This is a genomic window from Streptomyces sp. 796.1, assembly GCF_047525675.1.
GTDB lineage: Bacteria > Actinomycetota > Actinomycetes > Streptomycetales > Streptomycetaceae > Streptomyces.
Genome location: NZ_JBLIWA010000035.1, coordinates 48,739 through 69,644 on the forward strand (window position 1 = coordinate 48,739; position 20,906 = coordinate 69,644).

Consider the following 20,906-nt stretch of genomic DNA (forward strand, 5'->3'; position numbering starts at 1 on the left):
CTGTCAAAGCCGGGGCGGATGTGCGCGATAGTACTCGGTCGGGTCCGGGCGCAGGGGCTTCGATGGCCGTTGCGAGCCGAGCTGAGGTAGGAAGCAGCGGAGCTGATCGAACACTTCACGGACATCCGCGGGGCGCTCCGTCGCCTTCCACCGGACCATCCACAGCGCCAGGGAGGCGAACTCCGGGGGTAGTTTGGCGAGCCGGTCGGCCGGCAGCACCGGGGTGCCCTCTTCCGCCCGCTCGTCCTGCCCGCCGTAGGGCAGGCGCATCACGGTCATCTCCAGCAGAATGCAGCCGAGTGCGAAGATGTCCGCTTGCCGCGTCAAGCCTGACGGGCACGCGTCGGACTGCTCGGGGGAGGCCCAGCCGCGCGTGCCGCGTGCGTATTCCGTCTCCTGATCCGCCACGACCGCGTGGCCCATGTCAATGAGCCGGAGACGGCCGTCTGGCTGCACGATGACGTTCTCGGGCTTGAGATCGCAGTGCACCAGATTCCGGTCGTGGACTTCTGCCAGAATTTCGCACAGCTGACCGATGGTGGCCGCAATGGTCCCAGGATTCTTAACGGGCAGGGCCGCCGACAGGACTTTCTGCAGTTGGTGCCCTTCGACAAATTCCATGACCAGGCACCGGCGTCGCCGGTGTGTCCCCGTGGCGATGACTTCGGGAATCGCCTGGATTCCCGTCAGCATCATCATGCGTGATCCCTCTTTGAGGAGTTCATTGCCGGCCCAATGGAAATCGCTCTCGGGCCCGAGGTCTCGGGCCTTCTGGAGCTTCAACGCCACCTTCTGTCCCCTGTTGCGGTCACGCCCGAGGAAAAGGTCGCCTTGGCCGCCGTCGCCGACCATGTCCAACACTTCGTAGCGCCTCTCCACATCGCCGATCTCCTCGATCTCCCTCACGGCCATCCACCTTTCCTCCGTACGGGAATGGAGCATGAAATGTCACAGCCATGGCTGCCCCCTGACGGGGTGACCCGCACCTCCGAAGTCATCACGGTATCCGCCGGAATGTTCAAGGGGGGAGAGTTCCGATGCCCCGCCGCTGACGCTCTCAAGACCCGCGGCTACCAGACCACCGACCCCGTACCGCGCCGCCGTGAGAGGTTGGAGCACTTCGCTCTGGGCCCCTTCATGGCTGCCTGCGACATCCGTTCGGAGCCTGCCGGCAGCCCGCCTCGGACACGTACCAGGCCCCTGCACGACGGTCTGCAGACCTGGTCGGAGCACGGCGTGCAGATGTACGAGTCGGCCTTCCCCCCCGATCCGGAACGTCCCCTGCACGAGGTTCCCGAGTCCTGGACATACCGCTACCGGCTGTCTGTCCCCGACCCGCGCGACGCCCAGGAGTACCGCCTCACCGTGTGGGGCCGCTGCCTGGCTTCCTCGGACGGTGCCTACCGCGAGCTTCGTCTGCCCGTGCACCGCCTGCGGGACTTGCCGCCCGACGGCTTCACCGCGGTCGTCGCCCTGGTGCTGGCCGAGGGCGCCCCCGGACCGTTGCCGGAGCACGTACGGATCGTGGAGTTCGCGCTCTTCGACGGCCGTACGCGGGAGCTCTTCGCGGGGAGCCGGGAAGAGGCGCGCGCCCGGTACCGCGAACACGGCCCCGCCGCCTTGGCCGGCGTACTGGATGGACGGGAATACCGCCCGGGGTCAGCCTGTGGCGGATGCCCCTACCTGCCTGTGTGCCCGGCCCTGCGCACAGCGCCCGGACTGCTGGGCATCGAGGCGCACGACCGACCCCGCCGCACTTGGTCGGTCACAAGCGGGCGGGCCTACCGAGCCTGCCCGGCGCGTGACCACATGCGCCGACTGCACCTGCCCATGGCGGACTCCGTCGAACGCGAGGTGACGGCCGAGCGTGGCCGGGCCTTGCATGCTTGCCTCGCCGAACGACACGCTCACGGATCGCTTCGGCCCTGCACGGTTGAGGTTCCCGAGGAGTGGGTCCCGCAAGGATTCGACCTGCCCTCAGATGAACGCGCACTCGGCGCCCTGCTGTTGCGGCGGCACGCCGCGGTATGCCCGCTGCGATACGTCGGGGGCGGCACGGATGTGCGGACCGAGCCCCGGGTGGTGAGGCACGACACCACCGCCGACGTGGTAGTCCTGGCCGCGCCCGACCTGCTCTACCGGGATGCCGGGTCGTGGGTGTGGCGCGAGACTAAGACCTCCGTCACCGACTGGCGGTCCGACCGCCCCCTGCTGGAGCGTTATCCGCAGTTGGCCCTGGCCGTCGTGTTGATCGCCCGCGGTGACCTGGGCGGTGAACCGTTCCGTGCCCGGGTCGAGCTAGAGGTGCTGCGCCCAGGCGGCGCCGACCTGGAGATCATCGATCCCTTTGCCCCGGCCAATCGGGTCACCGCGGAGAAGGTACTGCGGGCGATGGTGGCCAACTGGCACGGTGACGACCAGTACGCGGCCCGGCCCGGACGCTCCTGCGAGCGGTGCGAAGTGGCCCGCTGGTGCACGGCGTCGTCCGTCAGCGAGGCCGCGGCATGAGGGCGGGGTCGGCCGGCCGGGCCAATCGGCCGGACGCCGGCGAGGCGCCCGAGGGCGTGGGCAGCGACTTCTTCGGCGAACTCGCCCGCATGGTGGTGGCTCTCTCCGAGGTCCAAGGGCTCCGCTCCTTCACCCTGCCCTATCCCGGCCTCGCCCAGCGGGCGCTGGATCACACGGTGATGCGCTGCCTCGAAGCAGGGGAGCCGCCGCCGAGGAGTCTTCCGGAGCTGTGGGAGTGGTGCCGGACCAGGCCGTCCGACCACTCACTCTTCGCGGTCCCCTCCTCCCTGATCTCGCCGGGCACCACGTTGGTGCACCGGGTCGGCCGGTTGCCGACCCGATCGTGTCTCGAGGTGGCCTCGCACGGACCGGGTGGAGGCGTGGCGGCACACGCCCGCGCGCTCCTCAGGGACCTGCACGCACGGAGTGGAACGGAAGAGTACTACCAGCAGTGCCGGGCGTTCCTGGCGCGTCACCCGGTCGTCCACCAGCAGGACCGCTTCGCGCCGGGTTGGAACAGGGCGGTCTGGAGGCGGGTCAAGAACCTCTACGGTCCGTTGCCCGAGTTCCTGCTCGTCGACGGAGACTTCCTGTACTGCCCCTCGTGCAGGCTCCCCGCGCTGCCCCGGGACAGTGCCGTGTTCGTACCCGGACCGTCCGGTACCGGCGCGGAAGTCTGGTGCGAGGGGGAGAACTGCCCGCGCGACGCCCCTCCGCGGCTCATCCGTGAGCCGGACCAGGCGTGGATCCTGCAGCGCTCGCTGCGGTGGTACCTCGTACTGCCGCACCGCACCGACGAAGCCGTCCGGGAGGAACTGGAGCGCGCCGAAGTCGCGTACGAGACCCTGCCCGGTCTTCTGCCCGCCTACCGGCTCTGGGACACCGGCCCCCGCATCGTGGACATCCAGGTGTACGACCGCCTGCAGCCGGCGCTCCTCGCAGCCCATTTCACCGACAACACACCCCTCGCGGACCGCACCCTCGTCGTGACCCCCAACACGCTCGCCGGACGGGACGGCTACCGGCAGGCCTTCACCGACGCCCTTCCCGCGCTCCTGCGGGACCGGCTGGTGCTCACCACGCCCATGGACCTCGTGCCTGACCTGGGGCAGGCCCGGCGAGAGGAGAAGGACGATGCGTAGTCTCACCCCGCCCCTGACCGACGTGTTCAACGCGCTCAAAGCATTTCTGGGGCCCTCCGTGCCTCAGCCCGCGCTGGAGGCCCTCTGCCAGGTCGAACTGGGCCTGTACCTCCAGCAGAAGATGATGCCGGGTAGCCCCGCGGGCAGCGCCTGGGTGCTGTTCAGCGGGTACGGGTTCGCCGAGGCGCACCGGGCACCGCTGCCATCCGATGCGGCGAAGACCCTGCGTATCGCCAGGTACTCGCTGTGGACGCTGCGCCGGAGCCGTACCTGGCTCGAGGCGCTGGACACCTACCAGAGGTTCGACCCCAGGGTGCGCGCCTACGATGTACCGGACGCCGAGACACCCGTTGCCCGCCGAGACCTCTCCGTCGCCGGCGACCGCTGCTCTGTCTACGAACAACTGCTGCGTGCCGCACCGCCGCTGGCGGGCAAGCGGCTGCCGGTCGCGGGTCAGGGCCCGCACGCCTTCCCCGTCAGTCGCACCATGGCCGTCGTCGACCTGCCGCCGGTCCCCCACATCCCCCTCGTCGCCCACGACATGGACCTGGAACCGGCCGGTGGCGGCAAGCCCTTGATCTTCACCAGGGAAGACCTGGAACGCACGGCGGCGGAGATGGACGCCCAGCACGCTCGCTCCGGCAAGGGCCGGGCACCACGGTGGCTGGAGCGGTTACGGTCGTTCGACCTGTCCACCAAGGAGAACGGAATCTTCCACAAGGCGAGGAAGGACGAGAATTTCACCTTCACGATCGACGGCATCCAGCACCTGCTCGGCATCGTCGGCGCTGGCAAGAGCACACTGCGCGACATCATCGCCGTCCATCTCGCCAAGCTGGGCAAGCGCACCACCGTCGTCGTCACCGATGTCGCGGAGGTGTTGAAGCTCGTCCGGCTCTACGACCTCTACACCGACGGCGCCGCCGCACCCGTGCTCGGCTCCTCCGGCCGCGAGCGGCACGCCCAGCGACTGCACCGCCGGCTGGCGGGCCGGGGCGAGCACCGACTGCTCGCCCACGACGACCCCGCCTTCGCCTACCTCGGCACGTCATGCCTGCTCAACGTCAGACGGCAGGGCGCCACATCGACGACCGAACCACTCGCCTACGGCGAGGCACCCTGCTCCGGGCTCCGACCCCCGTCGGCCCTGCGCCGTACCCCGAACGACAGACGGCACTCCGAGTGGCAGAAGCGGGTGACAAGCTGCCCGTACTGGTCCGCCTGCCCCCGTCACTACGGAGCCCGCACGCTGGTCGATGCCTCGATCTGGGTGGCCACCCCGGCCGGGCTGATCGACGCCTCGCCGCCCCGCCCTCAGAACGGCGAGCGCATCCGCTTCCTCGAACTCGCCTGCCGCCGTAGTGACCTCGTGATCATCGACGAGGCCGACCGTGTCCAGATGCAGCTCGACCGGACTTTCGCACCCGCCGTGGTCCTCGCCAGCGACGAGGACAAGGGCCTCATCGACCAGCTGAGCCGGCACAAGATCCGGGAACTCGCGGCCGGCGGACGCACCCAGCTCTCCGAACGGGACGTTGAGACCTTCGCCGCCGCCCTCAACACCGCAGGCGCGGCCACCGACCGGCTGTACGCGATGCTCGTCGCTGGGTACGAGCTGCGCAAGTGGGTGCGGACGGGCTACTTCAGTGCCTGGACTCTCCAGCTGGGGCTCCTCGACGAACGCTACGAACTCCCCGACGGCAGCGGTCGGGACCACCCTCACCATGCCCCCCGCGAGGCTCTCGGGAAACTGCTCGACGCGTTCCGGGACAACCCGTTCGGTGACCGTCACCGTAGGACGGAGGAGGACTTCAGCCGGCTGACCGCCCTCCTCAACGAGCTGCTCCACACCGGCAATCCGGAGAACACCCGGCGCCGCCTCACCGAGGTCATGGACGAGGTCTTCGCCATCGACCCGAAGTACATGGCTGCCCGGCAGCGGAAGTACCAAGAGGCGTACGACGAGTGGCGGCGCGAGGCGGAGGAACAAGAGAAGAAGCGCGGACGCCGCAGGAAGCCCAAGCCTCCGCCCCAGGCTCCCGAGGAATGGCGGAAGCAACTCGCGGAGCGGTTCGAGTTCACACTGTTGCTCAGCGCCCTGGAACCACGGCTCGCCATGATCAACGCCATGTGGTCCCGCGTCGAGGCGGCCCTCAGCCTGGGCTTCAACACGATGTACCGCCGGCCGCTCGACTACGGCCCGATGGTGCCCGAGGCCCCGATGGGCAATGTGCTCGGCTTCCAGTTCCAGGTCCCAGGTGAGGACAAGGGCGGAGTCCGCAGTGGCGAACTGACCTTCTTCCGGTGCAGCGGCGTCGGACGTGAGCTGCTGCGCGCCATCCCCGACCTCACCTCCGTCGACGGCAGGCCCGGTGCTCACTTGCTGCTCATGTCGGGCAGCAGCTGGGCGGGCGCGTCCAGCCGCTACCACGTCTGCGTCCCGGTCGGTGTGGTCATCGAACCGCCGGCCGAGGTGACCGAACGCATCGCCAACGAGAGCTCCATGCGCTTCGAGTTCATCGACGACGGCGACGAGAAACTGCGCATGTCGGGAACCCATCCGGACGACCGCCCGGAGAAGCTGCGCCGCATCGCGTGCCATCTAGGTGAGGGCGGAGACGAGTACGAGGTCACTGAAGGTGGTCCGCTCCAGCAGGAGTTGCTCTCTCTTCCTCCAGGGCGCGACCAGATCCTTCTGCTGGTCGGCAGCTATGCCGAGGCACGTGTGGTGGCCGACACACTGCACAACCTCAACGTCCGCTGGCGCAACAAGGTGCTGTGCCTGGTGTCGGACGACGAGGAAATCACCGCGGAGGACGAGGCGCCGTCCGCCTACCACGCCCGATCACTGCGCCGGGGCGACGTCGAGCACCTGAAGGACCTCGATGCGGACATCCTGGTGGCGCCCCTGCTCGCGCTGGAACGCGGCCACAACATCCTCAACGAGGACGACGAGGCGGCCATCGGCACGGTCTACTTCCTGGCACGGCCCCATCCGCACCCAGAGGACCTCCACCTGGCCGTCGATGCCATCAATGACTGGGTCGTCCGTGCCGTCACCGGCGGTGACTTCGCCACCCTGATCCAAGGAAAACCCACCGTCGAGGAAGGAGCGGAGGAGTTCCGCCGCCTCGCCCGTTCGTACTGGTACCAGGTACTCGCCCGTTCGATGGCGTGGAGCCGTCTCGACGACGACGTACGGGAACAGGTCACCTGGGACATGCTGGTCCTGTTGTGGCAGGTGATCGGGCGACTTGTACGCGGTGGCGTACCGGCCCGGGTGGTCTTCGTCGACGCCGCCTTCGCCCCCAACCGCGGCGCCGTACCGGCGCGGCCCGACACCCCCGAATCCAGTCTGCTGCACAGCGTCCTCGCCGTCCTGGACCCGTATTTCGACGGCGGCACGACGACCGCGGAGGAGCAGTTCATCGTCCGCGCCCTGTACGCGCCACTGCGCAGCATGCTCACCCGCCTGCTTGCCGCAGCACCCGCCCACCCATAAGTACCGAGCCCCTGTCCCAGGAGGTAATTCCGTGTACCACCACATTCGCGTCGCGGCCTACGAACCCGACCCGCTCCACGAACCCTGGCGGGAGGAGATGAAAGTGCTGCGGCTCGGCGAGGACCTGCACGCCGAGCTCACCGGGATGCATGCCGAGGCGGACAAGAAGTCCGTCCACCCCCACCGGCTCCCCGTGCGCAGGCTCAACTCCCTGCTCCAGGCGATGGCGCCAGGCGTCATCGCGACCGGCCGCAACGCCGGGATGGACGGCCGTCTGCCGTGGCTCTACGCGAGGGAAGCCGTCCCGCCGGACGTGCTGGCCCCGGTGGTAGGAGCTTGGGCGGCGGGCATGTACCGGGAGGACGACGACTCGGAGGACGCCGATCTCGAAGAGAGGCTCCGCTCCGGTGACCCGGCCGAGATGGCACGTCTGCCCCACTGGGAGACGGAACCGGTCGACCTCGCCGAGAGCGTGCTCTCGGCGGGCGGAACCGCCGAACCCGCCGTGCGGCTCTACAGCTTGCTGCCCGAGTGGATCGCCTTCCGGCTGGTCACCAGGACGTTCCGCACGAGCGGCACCCCGCTCCACTTCCGCGTCGAGAGCTCGGGTGACGGCGCGCGACTCGTCTCCTGGCCGCCTCAGCGATACGAGCGCCGTCGGCAGACCTGGTACTACTCGGCCTGCCTCACCATCACCGTCCACACCGTGCCGTTCGCCCCGCGGTTCCGCGTCCATGTGTCCACCCAGGTACGCCGGTGGGCCACCCGACTGGACGTACGCCCCCACCAGCTCGGCGGTACGACCGTCCTGCTCGACGCTCCACTGCCGTGGCCGGAAGGGCCGGACCGGGGCCACCGGCTGATGGTGAACACGCTGGGCTACGACCGGCGGTCGAAGGAACTGGCCTGGCGCCGGCACAGCCCCGCACCGCTCGTGCCCGAGCTGGACATCGTGCGCAACTATCCCCGGCCCGAAGCGCTCTTCTCCGACCCCGAACGCTGGATCAACGGTTCCGGGGACGTGGCCGCCGGCATCGTCTACCACCCGTCGATCGGCCCGCACGAGGTCGGACCCGGGCTGATGCCACGAGAGCGGGCGGATCTGGACGCCTGGGTCGAGGAAGGGTTGCGCCCCCTGCTGACCCGGGTCCCCGACCTCACGCGCGTCTCCCGGAGCAACACACCCTCCCTGCTGCCCCGTTCCGGCGCCGGACGCGGCCCGGGCGTCCGCGACGCCCAGCTGGCTCTGCAACGGCGGGTGGCGCTGACACGCGCACTGAACGGCCGCCCCCTGGAGATCGACGTCTTCTGGCAGTCCCCGGAAACCCGTGCGGCGCTGCTCGCCGAGCTGCCCAAGCTCATTGGTCTTCCCGCCGGGCAGCAAGTGACGTCGGCCGACGGGGAGACCTGGCAGTGGCAGTGCGAGGGGGTCGACATCCGCGTCCGGGCCCGGCCCGCGGGGCCCTTGGCCGACGTCCTGCCGACCACCCGAGCCCGCGGGCGCCTCAGGGCCGTCCGGTTGGCCGAGGCCATCGAAGGGCGCTGCGGGCTCGTGGCGGACTGGGCGGACCCGCTCCTCGGCGGGGCCGGAGTCGTGATCACGGAGATCGCCGGCAAGGAGCGCTTCGCCGCCGTCCCGGACTCCGACCCCAAGCACGCGCTGCGCATCGCCTGGGCACGGCAGGGACGGCTGACCCAGTTCGTGAACTCGCCAGACGACACCGACAGCGCTCTGGAACACCGGGCCAGGTGGACCTGGCTGGACGCCTTCCGGCAGCTGGGCGCGATCAGCCCGCCCGCCCATCGGGTGGGAGCAGGTATTCCGGGCGACCTTCAGTACGCGGCGCTCTGGCTCGTACGCCACACCAGGAAGGGGCCCACGCGATGCCCCGTCCACCGGTTGGTGGCGGTGCGGGTGCGCCCCGGGGACGGATCGGGAGTCATCGAGGGGTGGGACGCAGAACGAGCCGAATGGGTGCCGTATCCGAAGCTGTTGCTGCTGCTCTCCCAGGCACGGGAACCGGCGGCGAGCGGAGGGAAGGAGATCAGCACGGGGAAGCTCGTCGATGACTCGGCAGTCCCGGGAGGATCCCGGCCCGCTGCCCGCCCGGGCGTGGAGCAGGACAGGCAGCGGGAGACCGAGCGGCAGATCCGAGCACTGCTCTTCCAGCTCCGCGACCGTCCGACGCTGCTGCTGGCGGATGCCGGCAATCTGCGCCAGTGCTGGCCTGGCCTGCGCAACGGGGCACTGGACCGCGACACGCTCGGCTTCGGGGCCGAGCCCGCCCAGCGGCACACGATCTACGGCCACGACCTGCGGGTGCTGCTCGTACGGGACGCCAACGCCCGGGGTGAAGTGGCGGAGTGGTACGCCCACGACACCGAGGGCGGGGTCGGCTTCGCCGAGGGTGTGTGGGGGACGGCGGATACGGAGGGCCGTGTCTTCGCGAGTACGGCCTCGAAGCCGCACACGGTGGCGAAACTGCCGAAGGGGCTCATGAAGCTGGTGCCCACGGCACAGGGCCGGACAGCGCCCGGAAAGACCGCGTGGAACCCCGGGCAACTAGAGATCACTGTGCTCGGCTGTCTTTCGGAGAAAGCGCTGACGGACTCCGGGCGGGCGGGTGACTCGCCCGACCGGCCGGCGGAGTGGGCGACGCTCGCGCACCAGCTGCGTTACCACGACGACTACCCGCCGCTCGCCCGGCCTCTCCCGCTGCACCTGGCGCGTCTCGCCGGTGAGTACGTACTTCCGGTGGCCGGAACGAAGTAAGCGGGGAGTACGTCATCCGCTTCTTGAGCAAGGTGCCGCCTGCATGGGGCGTCCCAGATGATCGACGCTGATGAGGATCAATGCTTCCCTCGTGTGAGGGCCGAAGCCTGAACCTGACCACGGGGGCGGTGTCTGGTGCACTCCTTGTTGGGATCACTGGGCGTCTGCCGTGACGCTCTAAGCGCCTGGTGGCCCCAAGACGGAGACGAGAGACGGACTTGACCTGCGGCTTCCTCTGAGTCTACCCGGGCGACATGCTTCCGATGGCGCATGTGGAGTGCGTGGCGATTTCGGAGCCGGTTAAGTCGGGCGGTTGACCTAGGGCTTTGCCGGTGCGCAGCGTGCGTGGTGTCAGCGGTGCGGGTAAGGAGCTGATGCTTGTCCCATCTGCATTCTGACGGATCGTCGAGAACTCTCCGTGCACTGTCAGCGCCAGGTCGGAGCGGTCCGTGCATTCCGGCTGGACCTGAGCATTCGACCCGTGCGACGTTCGCCAGTTCGAGTCGGTGGCTATCAACAATTGCAAAGTGAGGAAAGTGCCACAGGCCCCCCGCTTCTCGGCGTAGCCTGCGGGAGTTACCGCAGGGGCCGGAGTGGCGTGTAGTGCGGGGGAGGTGCCAGGGGTGGGGACCCATGTGTGTCAGTAGCACTCGGCGATTCTGAGCGAATGGGGGTGCCCGATCCGTACGGTGAGCAGACTCTGCTGACTCCCGAATGACACAAGGCTATGCTGCTGTGCCTGGTGGGGATCGAGCGCTGCTGCTGCGCTACCTCGAAGCGGTGGTTGCCACTCGTCAGGCTCCTGTGCACACCGCTGTTGCCTGTGGCCATTCAAGACTGACGCCAAGGAGCGACTGGGTGACTCCAGTCTCAGCCAGACAGACGTTCTGTCAGGACGAGGTCCTCGCATCCGCGGTGCTCGTCCAGTCGCTGTGACATGGAGGCCCTGCCATGGCAGGGCCTCCTCCGTCTGCCCTGCCGCTCCTCACCCCACCGTGTTCACGCCCTACTCCCGCGTGTCGTGGTCGGGGGCGTGTCCTGCGTTCGGTTGGAGAGACTGTCGCAGGCGTTCGCAGCGAACACCGGCGGACCTGGAGCGTTCAAGGCGCCGGAGGCCATCGCACTGACGCCCATACTCCTGCCCTGATCGACGTGGACGCAGGCGCCCTGACTGACGCCATCCGAGCCTTCAGCAGGTGCGCTACGACTACAACTCCATCGCACTCGGCTGATACGCCTTCCGGGTCCAGAACCTCATCTCCTGAGCTCCGGGGCCTTGTCTCCGGCGTCCGGGGGGACCTAGGCGAATGCTGTGTCCGCGGCTCCCCGACCCGTGACCGGCCGCGCGGTCGTTCAGTCGCCCAACCCGACGTCCCCGCGGGCCACCTCGACGGAGTACCGCTGACACCTGGGCCGGGCCCTGACGTCAGCTACGGTCGCCGCCCCACCTAAACCCCCGCCCCCACCGGTGCGATCGCCTGGACGGCCGTGGCCGGGACGTCCGGCAAGGTTCTGCGGGCCAGGCCCGCCAGGGTGCGGCCGGGGCCGAGGTCGATGAGGTGGGTGCAGGCGAGGTCGTGGGCCAGGGTGTGCACCGTGGCCTGCCAGCGTACGGGGGAGGTGAGTTGGTGTTCGCACAGGGCGGGCCAGGCCGCGCCCTCACGGTGGGGGCGGGCGTCGGCGTTGGCCACTACGGGGTGGTGGGTGGGGGCGAAGGCGACGGTGGTCAGGGCTTGGGTCAGGGCGCGGGCCGCGGGCGCCATGTGGGGGGTGTGGAAGGCCGCGGCGACCGGGAGCACGTTGTAGCGCCAGCCCGCGTCGCGGGCCAGGGCGCCGCCGGTCTCGATCGCCTCGCGGTCGCCGGCCACCACGGTCTGCAAGGGGCTGTTGAGGTTGGCGACCCACAGGTGTCCGCCGGTGGCCCGTACCCGCTCGATCAGCTCCGTCACCTCCGCCAGCGGGGCGCCCATGACCGCGGCCATGCCGCCGGGGGTGTGGCGGGCCACCTCGGCCATCGCCCGGCCCCGGGCGCCCACCAGGCGGGCGCCGTCGGCTGCGGTGAGGGCGCCGGCTGCGACCAGTGCCGTGTACTCGCCGAGGCTGTGACCTGCGAAGGCAGCGACCTCCGCGGTCGGGTGGGCGCGCCGGAACTCCGTCCAGGAGAGCAACGAGGCGGTGTAGACCGTGATTTGCGCCAGGTCGGTGCGGGTCAGCTCCTCCGTGTCGGTCTCCAGCAGGAGGGCGGCCACGTCGTGTCCCGACGCCTCGGAGACGGCGGTGGTCACCTCGTGCCAGGCGGGCGCCTCCCGCCACTGCTGCCCCAGGCCCGAACGCTGTACGCCCTGGCCGGGGAAGAGCGCGGCGATGCGTTCGCCCGTGATGTCCACCGCGGCTCGTGCGCCGGCCCGGGGGCGCTCTGGCGGGCCGGTTGTCAGGTCGACCGTCCGGTCGACTGCCGCGCCGGCGGCCCCGGCGCCCGCCGCGCTGGCCCGCGCGTCATCGCGTACGTCCTCTGGCGTGTCCTCCCGTGCCGTGACCACTGCGCGTTCCTCCCGACGTTTCGTGTCTTTCGATAAACCGAGTGGCGCTTTGATTGTTGGCGGGCGTGACTCAAGCCAGCAACAAGCACGGGCCACTTGGTCGCGGCCTTCGCCCGGCTTGAGTTCAAAATTGGTGGGGCTGCTGAATGCTGGTCACGTCACGACACGGCGCACACGGCGGCGATTGCCTGGGCCCGGTCGGCGGGGAAATCGCCGATGTCTTTCGGGTGGTGTGCGCGGACGTTGGGAGAGCGTGGAATTTCCTGTGTGAGGGGTGTTTACGCAGGAAATTCCTGAGCGCAGGTCCTGGAGGTGTTCATGGAATCGAAGGTTCCCCAGCATGGCCGGCCCGGAGCGCGGGTCATGGAATTCACGCAAACCGTGGATCGGTCCCTGCTCCACCGGTGGGCGCTCTCCGAGGTCTTTCTGACCGACGCCCGGCGCGTCAATGCATCGGAGTATCTCGCCGCCGCCCAACTGCCCGCGGCACACGGCTACTACACGGAGCGCTCCGCACGTCTCGGCGTCCCGGACCCGCTGTTGTTGCTCGAATGCGCACGGCAGGCAGAGACCTATGGCGGCCACGTCTTCTTCGACGTCGCCCGCGACACCAAGTTCCTGCTGCGGTCGTGGTCGATGACGCTGCCCGGGCTGTTGACCGCGCCGCGGGGCGACCGCCCGGGCGAGTTGACGATGCGGGTGCGCACCGGCAACCGGCGGGGCGCGGCCGGTGACGTCCGGCGGCTCACCTACGAGGTGGAGCTTGAGCTGTTCGCCCACCGCCTCGGCCAGGTGACCATCGACGTCGGCTACATCCCGGGCGCGGTGTACGACACGGTGCGCGAGCGGGGCCGGGGCCGGCCGCTGACGCCGTTCGCGGAGATCGATCGCGGCCCGGCGCCCGTCGACCCGCACCTGGTGGGGCGCTCGGACCCGGCGAACGTGGTGCTCGGCGAGGTCACCGTGGGCCCGGACGGGGCGTCGGCGACCATCCGGCCGCCGGTGGACCACCGCAGCATGTTCGACCACGCGCAGGACCACCTGCCGGGCATGGTGCTGATGGAGGCGGCCCGGCAGTTGTGCCTGCTGGCGGGGTCCGACCTGTTCGGGGCCTCGGTGCCGCGTACCACCGTCGTCGGCTTCGACTTCTCGTTCACGCGGTACGCCGAACTCGACTCCCGTACCACCGTGCACGTCCGCAAGGCCGAGGCGTACGCGCCCGGAGGCGAGGACGAGTTCCGGAGCGTACTGGCCCACGTGCGGACCTTCCACCTGGAGTTCACGCAGGACAGTGAGGTGATCGCGGCCGGGCGGATGCACACCGCGACGTCCGCGCTGGCCGCAGCGGCCCACCCCGCGCCCGGCACCCGGTCCCCGACCGTGCCCCCGTCCGAGACCCGCGCCCAGCCCCACTCTCACACCCACCCCGAGCCCCCGTCCGGGCCCGGGGCCGAGCGGGCGGGGGAGCGGGCATGAGGGCGCCGGAGGACGTCGTGCTCACCCCGGCCCAGTGGCTGCCGCCCAACGTCGTCAAGGCGGTCGACGCCCAGGCAGCGGGGCTGGTCACGCCGGACGAGGCGAGCGCCATGGGATACGAGCGGCTGCCGGTGTCCGCCGCCGACGCGGCCCCCGAACTCGCGGTGCGAGCCGGCCGCTCGGCCCTGGCCAGGGCCGGCGTCGAGGCCGCCGCGGTGCGCACGGTCCTGCACGCCTGGACCTACTACCAGGGGCACGACTTCTGGTCGCCCGCGCACTACGTGGCCCGCGAGGTGGGCGCCGTGCGCGCCGTACCGATCGGCATCCAGCAGATGTGCAACGGCGGCGCGGCGGGCCTGGACGCGGCGCTGGCCCGGCTGGTGGCCGAGCCCGACCACGGGCCCGTGCTGGTGACCACCGGGGACCGGTTCGCTGCGCCCGGCTTCGACCGGTGGGGCAGCGACTACGGCGTCTGGTACGGCGACAGCGGCACGGCCGCGGTGCTCGCCCGGGGCGGCGCCGGGTCCGAGCACGCGCTCGTCCTGCGTGCCCAGGTCACCGAGGCCGCGCCGGACCTGGAGGTCGTCCACCGCGACCTGGACCACTTCCAGGAGGTGCCGCACGCCGCGTACCCGACGGTCAACGTACGACGCACCAAGAAGGCGTTCCTGACCGGCACCGGCCGGGAGCCGTTCGTGGCGCGGCTGCGCGAGACCACCTCCCGGGTGGTGGCCGCGGCCCTGGAGAGCGCACGGCTCGCGCCGAAGGACCCGGCGCTGCGCGCGGTGCTGCTGCCGCGACTGGGCGGTGCGACCGCCCGCGACATCTACGGGCCGGCCGTCGCGGAGATCACCCCGGCCCCTGCCGTCGACCTCGGCGCGGACACCGGCCACCTGGGCGCCGGTGACCTGCTGTCCAACCTGACCGCGCTGGGCGGCCCGGGACCGTGGGCGCTGCGGCCCGGCGAGCACGCCGTGGTGCTCAGCGCGGGCGCCGGCTTCACCTGGAGCGGCGTGGTCGTCGGACGTCCCTGACCCTCCCTCACCTCCGTGGCGCCGGGCACACGCCGTGGCCCGGGCGCCGGAACGAAAGGCACGATGATGACGATTCCCCTACGCGAGCACCCGGGCGAGAAGCGGCCGGTGCTCATTGTCGGAGCCGGCCCCGTGGGTCTGGTCCTCGCGTGTGAACTCCTCAGCCAGGGCGTGCCGGTACGGATCATCGACGGCACCCCGCCGGACTCGGCGCTGCACTCGCGGGCCATCGTGGTGTGGCCGCGCAGCCTGGAACTGCTCGACCGGATCGGCGCGGCCGAGCCGCTGGCCGAGGCCGGCAACCGGCTCAGCGCGGTCTCCTACTTCTCGCAGAAGCGGCCCCTGGGCGCCATCGAGATGAGCCGCCTGAAGGACACCCCGTACCCGTTCGGCCTGGTCATCCCGCAGGACCGCACCGAGGACGTGGTGCGCGAGCGGATGGTGGCGCTGGGCGGCAAGGTCGAGCAGGGCAAGGTCACCGGTCTCGACAACGCGGGCGAGCGGCCCGTGGTGGAGGTGACCTGGCCCGGGGAGCGGGTCGAGCAGATCGAGGCGGACTGGGTCATCGGCGCCGACGGGGCGCACAGTTCGGTGCGCCGCTTCGCCGGGATCTCCTTCCTGGGCAGCGGCGAGGACGTGCTGTTCGCCATCGGCGACGGGCCGATCGACGGCGACCTGCACCAGCACGAACTGCTCTACTGCTACACGCGGGGCGGTGCGCTGGGCTTCGCCCCGTTCGGCAACGGCCTGTTCCGGCTGGCGGTCAGCGTGCCCGGCTGGACCGAGGGCCACCCGCCGCCGCGTTCGCTGTTCCAGCAGGTGATGGACGAGCGGGCGCCGCGCCGCGGGCTGATCGGGCCGCTGAACTGGACGACCATCTTCCGCGCCCGGCGGCGGGTCGCCGAGACCCTGCGCGACGGCCGGGTCTTCCTCGCCGGCGACGCGGGGCACATCTTCAGCGCGGCCGGCGCGCAGGGCATGAACACCGGCATCCAGGACGCGGTGAACCTCGGCTGGAAGCTGGCCGGCGTGATCCGCGGCACGCTGGAGCCCGGCATCCTGGACAGCTACGACTCCGAGCGGCGCACGGCGGCCGAACGGGTCGTCCTCACCACTGCGAAGCAGACGAGCTGGGGCCTGTTCCACAGCCGCCGCGAGGTCGCCGTCCGGGACACGCTGGTCCGCGTCGCCCGCCGTACGGGGGTGCTCCAGCGGTTCGGCGCCCCGCTGATGGCCCAGCACGACGTCACCTACCGGCCGGCCGAGACGCTGTGGGACACGCTGCCCTCGCTGACCAGGCTGGCTCGGGTGGGCGACCGGCTGCCGGTCTTCAGCCGGCACGGCGCGGCGGACGGCAGCGCCGTCGGCGAGGGCGCGACCGGGGTCACCGCGGCGGCCGGCGGCGGGCGTTGGCCCACCGTCGACCCGGAACGGCCCACCCTGCTGCTGTGGGCGGGCGAGCGCCAGCACGACGTGTGGGTGGAGCAGCGTGCGGCGCTCCTGGAAGCGCTGCCGGCCGGCTTCCCCGTCGTGGACATCTCCGCCTGGCCTGGCTTCAGGCCGCTCCTCGGCAAGCAGCCGAAGGCCGTACTGGTCCGCCCCGACGGCCACATCGCCTCGCTGTCCGAGCCCGACCCGGCCGAGCTGCGGATCGCCCTGCGGCGCGCCCGGGTGGTGCTGCCCGGGCTGCCGCCGGCCGCCAACCTGGGCAGCGAGACCGTCACCGAGATGGGCGCGAGCGCCGCGGCGGGCGCCCAGGCCCCGGCGCCTGGCCGGGCGCCTGCCCAGGCCCCGTACGCGGACCAGGTGTCCGCCCCGGCCCCGTCCGCAGATCCGGCGCCCGCCCCGTCCCGGCAGGCAGCCCCCGCACCCGCCCCTTCGCAGCAGGAAACCCCCGCGCCCGCTCCGGCCGAGCAGCCCGCCCCGGCCGAGCAGCCCGCGGCCAAGCCGGCCCCGCGCAAGGCACGGCCCGGCGCGCCGGACAAGGCGGCGTCGTGACGTCGGCGGCCGTCGTCTGCGGGCTCGGCGCCTGGGTGCCGCCGACCGTGGTGCCCAACGCGGCCCTGGTCGAGGAGCTCGACACCAGCGACGAGTGGATCCGTACCCGTACCGGCATCGCCCAGCGGCATCTGATCGCGCCCGGCGACGCCACCTCCGACCTGGCCGTCGAGGCGGGCCGGCGGGCGCTGGAGTCGGCGCGTAGGACCGCGGCCCGGCACGGCACCGGCGGCACCACCACCGCCGCGGCCGGCGCCGGGGAACCGGGCACGACCAGCGGCCGTCACGGCGCCGGCAGTCCCAGCAGCACTGACAGCCCCGACGACGCCGACGGCCCAGGCGGCCCCAGCAGCCCGGGCGGCGAGCCGGTCGACCTCCTCGTGCTGGCCACCAGCACCCCCGACCACCCCTGCCCGGCCACCGCGCCGGCGGTCGCGGCCAGGCTCGGCCTCGGCTCCGTCGCGGCGTTCGACGTCGGCGCCGTCTGCACGGGCTTCGTCTACGCGCTGGCCACGGCCGCCTCGATGCTCACCGCCGGCGTCGCCACCCGGGCCCTGGTCATCGGCGCCGACACCTTCTCCACCATCCTCAACCCGGGCGACCGCACCACCCGCGCCATCTTCGGCGACGGTGCCGGCGCCGTGGTCCTACGGGCCGGCCGGGCCGACGAACCCGGCGCGCTGCTCGGCTTCGACCTGGGCAGCGACGGTGCGGGCGCCGACCTGATCACCGTACGGGCCGGCGGCTCCCGGCAGCGCTCCACCGCCGGTCCTGCGCCCGCGGGCGACGAGTACTTCACCATGGCCGGCCGCGCCGTCTTCACCCAGGCGGTGCTCAACATGAGCAAGTCGGCGCTGGCGCTGGTCGACCGGATCGGCTGGTCGCAGCCGGGCCTGGACCGGGTGGTGGCCCACCAGGCCAACGCCCGCATCCTGCGCGCCGTCGGCGACCAACTCGGGCTCGCCGACGAGCAGGTGGTCAGCAACCTCGACCGGGTCGGCAACACGGTGGCCGGCTCCATCCCGCTGGCCCTGGCCGACGCGGTACGCGCCGGCGACCTGCGCCCCGGGCAGCGGGTGCTGCTCACCGGCTTCGGCGGCGGTCTCACCTGGGGCTCGACCGCGCTCATCTGGCCGGACCTGTCCGTCGATGCACCCCACGTTCCCACCATCCGAAAGGAACAGCCATGACCGCGGCCATCGACACCCAGCAGATCAAGGACCGGGTGGTCTTCCTCATGAACGAGAAGTTCGGTCTCCCGGAGGACGAACTGCTCTCCGGCGCGCCCTTCGAAGAGCTCGACATCGACTCGCTCATCCTCATCGAACTCGGCCTGCTGCTGCGCAAGGAGATGGGCGTGGTGCTCCAGGACGGCGAGCTGAAGGCTTCGCACACCCTGGACGAGGCCGTGGCCGTCATCGAGGCGAAGGGACCGCGGGGGTGACCGGCGCCGGGGGCGGGGCGACGATCACCGGGTTGGGGCTGGTCACCCCGGCGGGTTCGGGCGCCGACGAGAACTGGCGCCGGCTGCTGTCCGGGGTCTCCGCCGCGGCCACCGACCCCGAACTGAAGGACGTGGAGGTCGACTTCTCCTGCCGGGTGCCGGACTTCGACGCCAACGCGCTGCTCGGCCGGCGCACGGCCTGGCGCCTGGACCGGTTCGTCCAACTCGCGGTGGTGGCCGCCCGGCAGGCGGTCGCCGACGCCGGGCACGGCCCCGGCACCTGGGACGCCGCCCGGGTCGGCGTCGTCCTCGGCAACTCGCTGGGCGGCACCACCACCTTCGAGGCCCAGCACCGCACGTACTACGGCGGCGCGCCCGAGGACCTGTCGCCGCTGATGATCCCGATGGGCATGGTCAACATGGTGGCCGGCTACGTGGCCATGGACCTGGGGGCGCTCGGCCCGAGCCTGGTGACCGCGACCGCCTGTGCCTCGGGCGCCGCCGCCATCGGCACCGCACGGGACTGGCTCGCCAGCGGCCTGTGCGACGTCGTCCTGGCCGGCGGTACCGAGTCGGCCCTCACCCCGGCGACCATGACGGGGCTGGCCAGGATGGGCGCCCTGTCGGTGCGCAGGGACGAACCGGCCGCCGCCTCCCGGCCGTTCGCCGCCGACCGCGACGGCTTCGTGGCCGGCGAGGGGGCGGCCGTGCTGGTCCTGGAGCGCGAGCGGGACGCAAGGGCCCGCGGGGCGCGCCGGTACGCCGCGGTCGCCGGCTTCGGCGCCGCGTCCGACGCCTACCACGCCACCGCCCCGCACCCCGAAGGCGCGGGACTGGAGCGGGCGTTGCGCACCGCGCTCGCCGACGCCGATGTGGCCCCCGCCGACGTGGGCCACGTCAATGCGCACGGCACGTCCACGCCGATGAACGACCTGACCGAGGCGCGCGCCCTGCACCGGGTGCTCGGCAGCGGCGCGGCCGTCACCTCGACCAAGGGCGTCACCGGGCACACCCTGGCGGCAGCCGGCGCCATCGAGGCCGCCTACACCGCGCTCGCGCTGTGCCACGGGGCCGTGCCGCCCACCGCCAACGTGCGCGAGGTGGACCCCGAGGTGGCCGTGGACGTGGTCACCGGCGGGCCCCGTACGGCGCCGCTGGACGTCGCGGTCAGCACCTCGCTCGGCTTCGGCGGGCACAACGCGGCCCTGGTGCTCACCGCCGCCTGACCACCGCCCGCGCGGGCCGCGGCCCCGGGCCCGCGCTCGCCGGGGCCCGCGCGCCCACCCCGTGACCCCCGGCCCGCGGGCCCCCTTGCCCGTCCGCCACCAGCACCCAAGCAACGCGTACGACACTGCACCGGGTACGGGCGCCGGCACGTACGAGGCTCCGCCCCGTACGGCACCCCCGTACGACGACTGCGTACGACAACCCGTACGAGAACCGCGTGCGGCACCCCGTACGCGGTCCACGCAACAGCACCGACGACGGCCCACCAGGGACAGGAGAAGCGCATGCGGACGCGGCAATGGGGCGGCACGGGCCCCGAGGTCGGGGCGATCGGCCTCGGCTGTATGGGAATGAGCTGGGGCTACGCGGAGTCCCAGCGCAACGACGACCTCTCGGTCACGGTCCTTGAACAGGCCCTTGACCTGGGCATCACCCACCTGGACACCGCCGACGTGTACGGCGACGGGCACAACGAGACCCTGGTGGGCCGGGTGCTCGCGCACCGCAGGGCGGAGGCCGTGGTCGCGACCAAGGTGGGCCTGGTCGTGGACGACCTGGTGACGCGGACCATGCACCGCGACGGTTCGCCGGCGCACATCCGACGGGCCGCCGATGCCAGCCTGCGCCGCCTGGGTACGGACGTCATCGACGTGTACTACCTGCACCGCGTCGATCCGGCCGTGCCGCTGGAGGAGACCTGGGGCGCCATGGCCGAGTTGGTGACCCGGGGCAAGGTGCGCCGCCTCGGGCTCTCGGAGGTGACCGTCGGGGAGATCGAGCGGGCGCACCGCATCCACCCGGTCTCCGCCGTCCAGTCCGAACTGTCGCTGTGGACCCGCGACCCGCTCGCCTCCGGCACCGACGTGGTGGGCTGGTGCGCCGCGCACGGCGCCGCGTTCGTGCCCTTCGCGCCGCTCGGGCGCGGCTTCCTGACCGGCGCCTTCGACCGGCCGAGCTTCGAAGCGGGCGACTTCCGGGCCACCAACCCGCGCTTCGCGGACGCCGCGTTCGCCGCCAACCTGCGCATCGTGGAGGCCGTACGCACCGTCGCCGCCCGGCACGGGGCCACCCCCGCCCAGGTGGCGATCGCCTGGACGCTCGCCCAGGGGACGCACGTCATCCCCATCCCCGGCACCAAGAACCCGCGCTACCTGACCGAGAACGTGATGGCCGAGGCGCTGCACCTGAGCGCCGATGACCTGGCGGCGCTGGACGCGCTGCCCACCCCGGTCGGCGGCCGGTACTGACCCCGGCGGGGGGGG

The 20,906-nt window shown here is 71.6% G+C and carries 13 protein-coding genes; 11 read left to right on the plus strand and 2 right to left on the minus strand.

Annotated elements, in window-relative coordinates; all coding sequences use genetic code 11:
- Positions 1 to 3 precede the first annotated feature (3 nt).
- A complete protein-coding gene (locus ACMA1D_RS22725) occupies positions 4 to 906 on the minus strand; it encodes a serine/threonine protein kinase (RefSeq protein WP_414725852.1) in 903 nt (300 codons plus the stop codon).
- Positions 907 to 1,242: 336 nt separating this feature from the next.
- On the opposite strand from ACMA1D_RS22725, the gene ACMA1D_RS22730 reads away from it, so the two are divergent.
- The 4 genes from ACMA1D_RS22730 to ACMA1D_RS22745 are packed head-to-tail and all read left to right on the plus strand — an operon-like array spanning position 1,243 to position 9,925.
- A complete protein-coding gene (locus tag ACMA1D_RS22730) occupies positions 1,243 to 2,508 on the plus strand; it encodes a PD-(D/E)XK nuclease family protein (protein ID WP_414725878.1) in 1,266 nt (421 codons plus the stop codon).
- Complete coding sequence (locus tag ACMA1D_RS22735; protein WP_414725853.1) at positions 2,505 to 3,650, plus strand: hypothetical protein; 1,146 nt, start codon at positions 2,505 to 2,507, stop codon at positions 3,648 to 3,650. Before ACMA1D_RS22730 ends, ACMA1D_RS22735 begins: the two co-directional genes overlap by 4 nt.
- The gene (locus ACMA1D_RS22740) at positions 3,643 to 7,152 is read left to right on the plus strand and encodes a hypothetical protein (protein WP_414725854.1); all 3,510 of its coding nucleotides are present in this window, start codon (positions 3,643 to 3,645) and stop codon (positions 7,150 to 7,152) included. Before ACMA1D_RS22735 ends, ACMA1D_RS22740 begins: the two co-directional genes overlap by 8 nt.
- Positions 7,153 to 7,183: 31 nt before the next feature.
- Positions 7,184 to 9,925, plus strand: coding sequence for a pPIWI_RE module domain-containing protein (locus ACMA1D_RS22745; RefSeq protein WP_414725855.1), 2,742 nt, complete (start codon positions 7,184 to 7,186; stop codon positions 9,923 to 9,925).
- 1,448 nt (positions 9,926 to 11,373) lie between these two features.
- Here the strand turns inward: ACMA1D_RS22745 and ACMA1D_RS22750 are convergent.
- Complete coding sequence (locus ACMA1D_RS22750) at positions 11,374 to 12,465, minus strand: ACP S-malonyltransferase (RefSeq protein ID WP_414725856.1); 1,092 nt, start codon at positions 12,463 to 12,465, stop codon at positions 11,374 to 11,376.
- Positions 12,466 to 12,828: 363 nt separating this feature from the next.
- Between ACMA1D_RS22750 and ACMA1D_RS22755 the strand changes: the two genes are divergently transcribed.
- The 7 genes from ACMA1D_RS22755 (at position 12,829) to ACMA1D_RS22785 (ending at position 20,891) form a co-directional block, all read left to right on the plus strand.
- A complete protein-coding gene (locus ACMA1D_RS22755) occupies positions 12,829 to 13,941 on the plus strand; it encodes an AfsA-related hotdog domain-containing protein (protein WP_414725857.1) in 1,113 nt (370 codons plus the stop codon).
- Positions 13,938 to 14,975: a 3-oxoacyl-ACP synthase gene (locus tag ACMA1D_RS22760; protein WP_414725858.1), complete on the plus strand. Its 1,038-nt coding sequence runs from the start codon at positions 13,938 to 13,940 to the stop codon at positions 14,973 to 14,975. Before ACMA1D_RS22755 ends, ACMA1D_RS22760 begins: the two co-directional genes overlap by 4 nt.
- A 63-nt stretch (positions 14,976 to 15,038) precedes the next feature.
- Complete coding sequence (locus tag ACMA1D_RS22765; RefSeq protein ID WP_414725859.1) at positions 15,039 to 16,973, plus strand: FAD-dependent monooxygenase; 1,935 nt, start codon at positions 15,039 to 15,041, stop codon at positions 16,971 to 16,973.
- The gene (locus ACMA1D_RS22770; RefSeq protein ID WP_414725860.1) at positions 16,970 to 18,163 is read left to right on the plus strand and encodes a beta-ketoacyl-ACP synthase III; all 1,194 of its coding nucleotides are present in this window, start codon (positions 16,970 to 16,972) and stop codon (positions 18,161 to 18,163) included. Before ACMA1D_RS22765 ends, ACMA1D_RS22770 begins: the two co-directional genes overlap by 4 nt.
- On the plus strand, positions 18,160 to 18,417 hold the full coding sequence (locus ACMA1D_RS22775; protein WP_349990252.1) for a phosphopantetheine-binding protein: 258 nt from the start codon (positions 18,160 to 18,162) through the stop codon (positions 18,415 to 18,417). Before ACMA1D_RS22770 ends, ACMA1D_RS22775 begins: the two co-directional genes overlap by 4 nt.
- Positions 18,414 to 19,643: a beta-ketoacyl-[acyl-carrier-protein] synthase family protein gene (locus ACMA1D_RS22780; RefSeq protein ID WP_414725861.1), complete on the plus strand. Its 1,230-nt coding sequence runs from the start codon at positions 18,414 to 18,416 to the stop codon at positions 19,641 to 19,643. The genes ACMA1D_RS22775 and ACMA1D_RS22780 overlap by 4 nt, the downstream gene beginning before the upstream one ends.
- Before the next feature lie 285 nt (positions 19,644 to 19,928).
- Positions 19,929 to 20,891, plus strand: coding sequence for an aldo/keto reductase (locus ACMA1D_RS22785; RefSeq protein ID WP_414725862.1), 963 nt, complete (start codon positions 19,929 to 19,931; stop codon positions 20,889 to 20,891).
- Positions 20,892 to 20,906 lie beyond the last annotated feature (15 nt).

Bases quoted from the DNA above. Each gene is read 5' to 3' on its own strand.
- ACMA1D_RS22730 (WP_414725878.1), top strand. From the start codon at position 1,243: ATGTACGAGTCGGCCTTCCCCCCCGATCCGGAACGTCCCCTGCACGAG.
- ACMA1D_RS22735 (WP_414725853.1), top strand. From the start codon at position 2,505: ATGAGGGCGGGGTCGGCCGGCCGGGCCAATCGGCCGGACGCCGGCGAG.
- ACMA1D_RS22740 (WP_414725854.1), top strand. From the start codon at position 3,643: ATGCGTAGTCTCACCCCGCCCCTGACCGACGTGTTCAACGCGCTCAAA.
- ACMA1D_RS22755 (WP_414725857.1), top strand. From the start codon at position 12,829: ATGGAATTCACGCAAACCGTGGATCGGTCCCTGCTCCACCGGTGGGCG.
- ACMA1D_RS22760 (WP_414725858.1), top strand. From the start codon at position 13,938: ATGAGGGCGCCGGAGGACGTCGTGCTCACCCCGGCCCAGTGGCTGCCG.
- ACMA1D_RS22765 (WP_414725859.1), top strand. From the start codon at position 15,039: ATGATGACGATTCCCCTACGCGAGCACCCGGGCGAGAAGCGGCCGGTG.
- ACMA1D_RS22775 (WP_349990252.1), top strand. From the start codon at position 18,160: ATGACCGCGGCCATCGACACCCAGCAGATCAAGGACCGGGTGGTCTTC.
- ACMA1D_RS22785 (WP_414725862.1), top strand. From the start codon at position 19,929: ATGCGGACGCGGCAATGGGGCGGCACGGGCCCCGAGGTCGGGGCGATC.